Consider the following 6,491-nt stretch of genomic DNA (forward strand, 5'->3'; position numbering starts at 1 on the left):
GGAATCAATGATAACAGGCCTGCGTTAGCATCGTTATCGAATCAGTGTTAACGTCAAGTGGTTAGCACTGGAAACACCGTTCACCAAGGAGCCCTCCATGCGCACCACCACACTCGGCAGCACCGGACCCGCCGTCTCCGCTCTCGGCCTCGGCCTCATGGGGATGTCCGACCTGTATGGGCCGGCCGACCGCGACGAGTCCGTCGCCACCATCCACGCCGCCCTGGACGCCGGCGTCACCCTGCTCGACACCGGCGACTTCTACGGCATGGGCGACAACGAGATGCTGCTGCGCGACGCGCTGCGCGACCGGAACCGCGACGACGTCGTCATCAGCGTGAAGTTCGGCGGCCTGCGCGCTCCCGACGGCGCCTGGCTCGGGTTCGACACCCGGCCGGCCGCGGTCAAGAACTTCGCCGCCTACAGCCTGCGCCGGCTCGGCACCGACCACATCGACGTCTACCGGCCGTCGCGGCTGGACCCCGCCGTGCCGATCGAGGAGACCGTCGGCGCCATCGCCGAGCTCGTCCAGGCCGGGTACGTGCGGCACATCGGCCTGTCCGAGGTCGGCGCCGACACGCTGCGCCGCGCTGCCGCCGTCCACGCGATCTCGGACCTGCAGATCGAGTACTCCCTGCTCTCCCGCGGCATCGAGGCGGGCATCCTGCCCACGGCCCGCGAGCTCGGCATCGCCGTGACGGCGTACGGCGTCCTGTCGCGCGGGCTGCTCAGCGGCCACTGGCGGCCGGACCGGGAGCTCGCCGCCGGCGATTTCCGCGCCACCAGCCCGCGGTTCCAGGACGGCAACCTCGAGCGCAACCTCGCCCTGGTCGACGCGCTGCGCGGCATCGCCGACGAGAAAGGCGCGACGGTGGCTCAGGTCGCCATCGCCTGGGTCGCGGCCCAGGGCTCCGACGTGGTCCCGCTGGTCGGAGCGCGCACCCGCGAGCGGCTGGCCGAGTCGCTCGGCGCCGACGACCTGGTGCTCGGCGACGCCGACCTCGCCCGCATCGAGCAGACGGTCCCGGCTGGCGCGGCCGCGGGCAACCGGTACGCCGACTACGCGTACGCCCACCTCGACAGCGAGCGCTGACGGTTCGCTGCGCCGGCCGGCTCCGCCGGGGTGCTCTGGCGTGGGGGCGGGTGGTTCGCCCGGTTCGCGCGGCCCCAGCGGAGCATTCACCCGGCCGCCCAGCGCCGTTCATCGAGGCGCCGTCGGCTCCACGCCGTGGTCTGGCTTCGTGGCGGTTGACGTCTCTGGTCGACCGGCAGGAGCCCGATGTCCCTCACGTCAGCCGCCACCGCGCTGCGCGACCCGCCGCGCGCCACGCTGGTGGCCGGCGCGGCCGCGTCGGCGACGGTCGCGATAGCCGTCACGCGGGCCGGCCCGATCCCGGGGGTCGTCCTGCCCGACGGGCCGCTGGGATTGTGGCGGGCCGCCGACGCCGGCCGGCCCGTCTGGGGCGTCCTGGCGGTCGTCGGCATCACGGCGCTGTCGCTGGCGTTCGTCCGGCTCTACCTGCTGGCCCGCCACCGCATCGTCGACGTCCGGTGCGTCGCGCGGACGGCGGCCGTGTGGACGGCGCCGGTGCTGCTGGCCCAGCCGATCCTCAGCCTGGACGCGTACTCGTACGTCGCGCAGGGCCAGCTGCTGGTGATGGGCATCGACCCGTACGTGACCGGCCCGATCGTGTTCGGCGGCGGTCCGCTGCTGGACCCGGTCGCACCGGTCTGGCGGATGACGCCGGCGCCGTACGGGCCGCTGTCGCTGAGCCTGCTCGGCAGGTCCGCCGACCTCACCGGCGCCGACCACGTGCCGTTCGTGCTGCTGCTGCGCGCACTGGCGATCGTCGCGGTGGTGGTCGGGACGGTGGCAGCGGCGCGGCTGGCCCGGCCGGACGCGCGGGCCACCGCCGTCGCGCTGGTCGCCGCGAACCCGATCGTCGTGTTGCACATGGTCGGGGGCGTGCATCTGGACGTGCTGGTCGGCGCGTTGGCACCGGTCGTGCTCCTGGCGGTGCGCAAGCGGTGGTGGTGGCTGGCGGCGCTGACCGCGACGGCCGCGTTCGCGATCAAGCTGCCCGGCCTGATCCTGGTCGGCTACGTGTTGTGGGCCCGGTTCCGGCAGCCCGGCCGGCGCTGGACCGGAACGGCTGAGGTGCTGGCGGTGACGGCGGCGGTCACGCTGGCCGCGGCGTCGACGGTGCCGGACGGCTGGGGCTGGGTCGCCACGCTCGACACCCCGGGGAGGGTGGAGCTGCTGTACACCGTGCCGGCGGCGGTCGCCGGCGTCGCGTACGGGTTCCTCGGCCTGACGGTGGGCGGCGTCGGGTTCGGCGAGCTGCTGGACTGGTCGCGGTGGCTGTGCGCCGTCGCCGGCGCGGGCCTGATCGGCTGGCTGATCGTACGCGGCGGCGACCCGTCGACACCGGTGCGCCGGGCCGGCGTGCTGGTCGGCAGCGCCCTCGTAGTGCTGGCGCTGGCCGCACCGGTCATCCACGCCTGGTACCTCTCGTGGGCGCTGGCGCTGCTGGCGGCCTGCGCCGGCATCGTCGGGCACCGCTGGCTGATCGGCCTGAGCGTCGCGCTGTGCTTCTCGGCGCTGCCCGACCCGCTGACCCGGTGGCACCACGGGCTACTGCCGCTGACGCTGCTGTTCCTGGTGGTGGCGCTGGCGCTGACCTTCTGGTGGCTGGCCGACGCGCGCACCCCGAGGGCGGCGCGCTCCGACGCAGCGGCCTACGCATCAAGACATCACGGGAGCTATGCTTTGATGCATGAGAACGACGCTGACCCTCGACCCGGACGTCGCGAAGATGATCGAGACGATCCGGCGCGAACAGGGCGCTTCGCTGCGTGACGTCGTCAACGAGGCTCTTCGCAGGGGGCTCACGCAGGCGAAGCCCTCCAGACGCCGCGCGTTCGCCACGCGCACGGTCACCCTAGGCCGGCCCAGCCTGCCCAACGTCGACGACGTCGCCGATGTTCTCGACCAGGTCGAGGGCGGCTCGCACCCGTGATTCTCGTCGACGCCAACATCCTTCTCTATGCGCATGTCGTCGACTATCCGCAACACGAGGCCGCGCGCCGATGGCTCGATACAGCACTCAACGGCGTCAGCCGAGTGGGCCTGCCATGGGAGAGCCTGCTGGCGTTCGTCCGCCTCGTGACCAACCCCAAGCTGTTTCCACGACCGGAGTCGGCCGCCGATGCCTGGCTTCAGGTCGGCGAATGGCTCGACGCCGATCCCTCCTGGGTCCCGGTACCCACCGACCGTCATCGTGAGGTGCTCGACTCCCTGGTGCCGTCGGTGACCAGATCCACGCTGGTCCCCGACGCGCACCTCGCGGCGCTCGCCATCGAGCACGGCCTGGCGCTCGTCTCGACCGACGGCGACTTCGCCAGGTTTCCCGGGCTGCGCTGGGAGAACCCGCTTGCCGAGTGAGTAACCCGGCCGCCGGTCGAGACGAGCGCGTACTCAGCGGCGCGGCTTGACGCCGTTGACCGTCGAGGTGTCGTAGGCGAAGGTCAGCACGGCCGAGCCGATCACGTCGGCGTTGATGTCCAGCGCCTTCGTGTTGACGTTGCCGACGAGGTCGTACTCCGCCTGCAGCGCGTCGTAGATGGCCTCGTCCTGGCCGTCGCCAGTGAGGTTGTCGCAGAACGAGTGGTAGCACGGGTCGAACGAGACGCCGGCCAGGCCGCCGCACGTCGCGGCGAGTACGCCAGCACTGGCGACGGCGGCCGTGCGCCTGGTCGGTCGTCTCGTCATCGGGCAACCTCCTGCACAGGTTTCCTGGATGCCGGCCTGCGGACCGGAAAATGATGACCGAGACACTAGACGGAGCGGCGCCCTTTGCAGAAGACCCCCGCAGTGTCGGATTTATGACGGTTACGCTGGAGCGACGCTGCGGTACGCGTACGCTGGTGCCGTTCGACCGTGGACGACGGCGTCGCGGAGGAGCGGCCGTCGCCGGGCGCCGACGCCGCCGGTGGGAACGGAGCGAACCCGAGACCTCATGACCAGCGTCGTCACCGGGTTCGCCGTCATCGTCTCGATCATCGCGGTCGGCTACGTCCTGGGCCGCACCGAGCTGCTCGGCCCGGCCGGCCCCATGGTCCTCACGCGGCTGGCGTTCTGGGTGGCCAGCCCGGCGCTGATGTTCCACACCGTCGCGGAGGCCGACCTCGGGGTCATCGTCGCCGAGCCGCTGATCGCGACCGGCGGCAGCGTCGTCATCGTGATGGCCGTCTTCGCCGTTGCGGGCTGGTGGCGGCGGTGGGGCGTCTCGTACTCCTCGCTCGGCGTGCTGTGCTCCGGCCTGGTGAACGCCGGGAACCTGGGCATCCCGATCGCGGCGTACGTACTCGGCGACGCGACGCTGGTGGCGCCGATCCTGCTGATGCAGACCATCGTCATCGTGCCGGTGGCGCTGACGGTGCTCGACCTCGCCGGCCGCGGCGCGTCGATGCCGGTGTGGCAGCGGTTCCTCACCCCACTGCAGAGCCCGATCACCGTCGCCTCGCTGGCCGGTGTCGTCGTGGCGGCGACCGGTGTAACCGTCCCGGAGCCGCTGATGGAGCCGTTCGTGCTGGTGGGGGCGATCTCGATCCCGTCGGTGCTGATGGTGTTCGGCATCTCGCTGCGCGGCAGCAGCTGGCCCGGCCGTGGTCCGGATCGGGGGCCGCTGGCGCTGGCGGTCGGTCTGAAGACGGTCGTGCATCCGGCGGTGGCATATCTGCTCGGCCGGGCGCTGGGGCTGTCGGAGCCGGAGCTGCTCGCCGTCGTCGTCCTGTCCGCTCTGCCGACGGCGCAGAACGCGCTGACGTTCGCGCTGCGGTACGGCCATGCGCAGGTGCTGGTGCGTGAGGCGGTGCTGGTGACGACCGCGCTGTCACTGCCGGTGCTGGTCCTGGTGGCGGCGCTGCTCAGATAGCGGGCTCGGTGGTGTCGTCGGCGCCCTCGGTGTCGAGCGTCAGCTGGACCGCCGCGCCGGCCGGCTGCAGGCCGGTGACGGTGATGCCGGCCTTCTCGACGCGGGTTCCCGTCGCCGGCAGCAGCGACCGGATCGCGGCCGCCAGCCGCTCTGCGTCGGCTGTGGGTTCGGCCAGCCGGAGGCGGCCGCGGTGCTCGAGGCCGGTGGCGTAGAGCAGCCCGACCCCGACAGCGGCGCAGGTGAGCCCGGCCTCCCCCAGCCGCCCGGCCAGCTCGTCCGCCAGGCCGTCGACGTCGACGCTGGTACCGCGAGGCAGCACTCGCTGGACGCTGAACGAGCGGCGCAAGCGCTCGGGCCGCACGGTCGCGTCGTCGGAGCCGGCCGCGATGGCGGCCAGGCGGCGGGCCATCAGCGTGCCGGCGATGTCGCGCAGATGCTCCGGATGCACGAGCCCGATGTCGGCGACGGTGCGGATGTTGTGCAGCCGTAGCCGCTCGCGGGTCACCTCGCCGACGCCCCACAGCTCGTCGACCAGTAGGGCCGGGCGCAGGTAGCGTTCCTCGGCCGGCTGGATGACCCGCAGGCCGCGCGGCTTCACCGACCGCGACGCCAGCTTCGCCATCAGCTTCGTCCGCCCGGCGCCGACCGTCACCGGCAGACCGACCTCCTGCCAGACGGCGCGCTGCACCTTCGCCGCCAGCTGGTCGGCCGTCGCCCACGGCGTGGCCCGGGTGTCGAGGAACGCCTCCTCCATCGAGCCGGGCTCGACCCGTGCGGCGAACCGTCCGAACACAGCGAACAGCGCCGCACTGGCGGCCGCGTAGGCGTCGGGCCGCAGCGGGACCACCCGCAGCCGCGGGCACACGGCGACCGCGTCGGTGACGGACATGCCGGCCTGGACGCCCCACTCGCGGGCCTCGTAGCCGGCGCACGCGATCACGATGTCCCCGGCCGCCATCGGGATGCCGCGGAGAGACGGGTCGTCGCGCTGTTCGACCGCCGCGAAGAACGCGTCGGCGTCGACGTGCAGCAGCGGTCCGCCCGGGAGCGCCCGGGCGAACTGGTCTCCCCCGCTCGGCAGCGCGACGAGGGCCTCCGGCTCGGCGTCGATGTCTCCCAGACTAGGCGGAGGGTCTGACGGGTGGCGTGTGCTGCGGCGCGCCGGCGTCCCGAACGTGGCGAAGGGCTGCCCCCGGCGGGGTAGCCCTTCATCTGGTCCAACTCTCCGCATGCGCGGCGGGTTCCCGGCCCGGGCGGCGAATCTACGGGCCCGCAGGCACGCCTGGCGGCGTACCTTGAACCTCAGGTGCAGCACCCGGTCGCCCTGGATGACAACGTGGGGGAGCTTGCGAGCGAGGTCGACCCTTCCTGGACGCTCGTGAACGCACGAAGGCCCACCTGGACTCCAGGTGGGCCTTCGTCCAAACAAGTGTCCGGCGGTGTCCTACTCTCCCACCCCCGCTGGGGGGCAGTACCATCGGCGCTGGTGGGCTTAGCTTCCGGGTTCGGAATGGGTCCGGGCGTTTCCCCGCCGCTATGACCGCCGGCACGTTC

General features: G+C 72.5%; 7 protein-coding genes and 1 rRNA gene. 5 read left to right on the forward strand and 3 right to left on the reverse strand.

Features of this window, described 5'->3' with window-relative positions:
• Nucleotides 1–97 precede the first annotated feature (97 nt).
• The 4 genes from E1262_RS20860 to E1262_RS20875 all read left to right on the forward strand — a co-directional run bounded on the left by E1262_RS20860 (nucleotide 98) and on the right by E1262_RS20875 (nucleotide 3,445).
• Nucleotides 98–1,093 (forward strand): aldo/keto reductase, encoded by a 996-nt coding sequence (locus tag E1262_RS20860; protein WP_132105148.1) that lies wholly within the window; start codon nucleotides 98–100, stop codon nucleotides 1,091–1,093.
• A 186-nt stretch (nucleotides 1,094–1,279) separates the two neighbouring features.
• Complete coding sequence (gene mptB, locus E1262_RS20865; protein WP_132105150.1) at nucleotides 1,280–2,860, forward strand: polyprenol phosphomannose-dependent alpha 1,6 mannosyltransferase MptB; 1,581 nt, start codon at nucleotides 1,280–1,282, stop codon at nucleotides 2,858–2,860.
• The gene (locus tag E1262_RS20870) at nucleotides 2,817–3,020 is read left to right on the forward strand and encodes a hypothetical protein (protein WP_132105152.1); all 204 of its coding nucleotides are present in this window, start codon (nucleotides 2,817–2,819) and stop codon (nucleotides 3,018–3,020) included. The genes mptB and E1262_RS20870 overlap by 44 nt, the downstream gene beginning before the upstream one ends.
• Nucleotides 3,017–3,445 carry a TA system VapC family ribonuclease toxin gene (locus E1262_RS20875; protein ID WP_132105154.1) on the forward strand — a complete coding sequence of 143 codons (429 nt, stop codon included), beginning with the start codon at nucleotides 3,017–3,019 and terminating at the stop codon, nucleotides 3,443–3,445. Before E1262_RS20870 ends, E1262_RS20875 begins: the two co-directional genes overlap by 4 nt.
• A 33-nt stretch (nucleotides 3,446–3,478) precedes the next feature.
• Here the strand turns inward: E1262_RS20875 and E1262_RS20880 are convergent, their stop codons facing one another.
• Entirely contained in the window at nucleotides 3,479–3,772 is a 294-nt protein-coding gene (locus E1262_RS20880; RefSeq protein ID WP_132105156.1) for a hypothetical protein, read from the reverse strand.
• A 247-nt stretch (nucleotides 3,773–4,019) separates the two neighbouring features.
• Here E1262_RS20880 and E1262_RS20885 point away from each other — a divergent pair, with 247 nt between their 5' ends.
• Nucleotides 4,020–4,937: an AEC family transporter gene (locus tag E1262_RS20885; RefSeq protein ID WP_132105158.1), complete on the forward strand. Its 918-nt coding sequence runs from the start codon at nucleotides 4,020–4,022 to the stop codon at nucleotides 4,935–4,937.
• On the opposite strand, the gene E1262_RS20890 is transcribed toward E1262_RS20885, so the two are convergent.
• Both E1262_RS20890 and rrf read right to left on the reverse strand, forming a co-directional pair.
• Nucleotides 4,930–6,168, reverse strand: a complete 1,239-nt coding sequence (locus tag E1262_RS20890) for a Y-family DNA polymerase (protein ID WP_132105160.1) — start codon at nucleotides 6,166–6,168, stop codon at nucleotides 4,930–4,932. The genes E1262_RS20885 and E1262_RS20890 overlap by 8 nt on opposite strands.
• A gap of 200 nt (nucleotides 6,169–6,368) precedes the next feature.
• Nucleotides 6,369–6,485, reverse strand: a 5S ribosomal RNA gene (gene rrf, locus E1262_RS20895).
• Between the last annotated feature and the right edge of the window lie 6 nt (nucleotides 6,486–6,491).

The sequence above is a fragment of the Jiangella aurantiaca genome (assembly GCF_004349105.1).
GTDB lineage: Bacteria > Actinomycetota > Actinomycetes > Jiangellales > Jiangellaceae > Jiangella > Jiangella aurantiaca.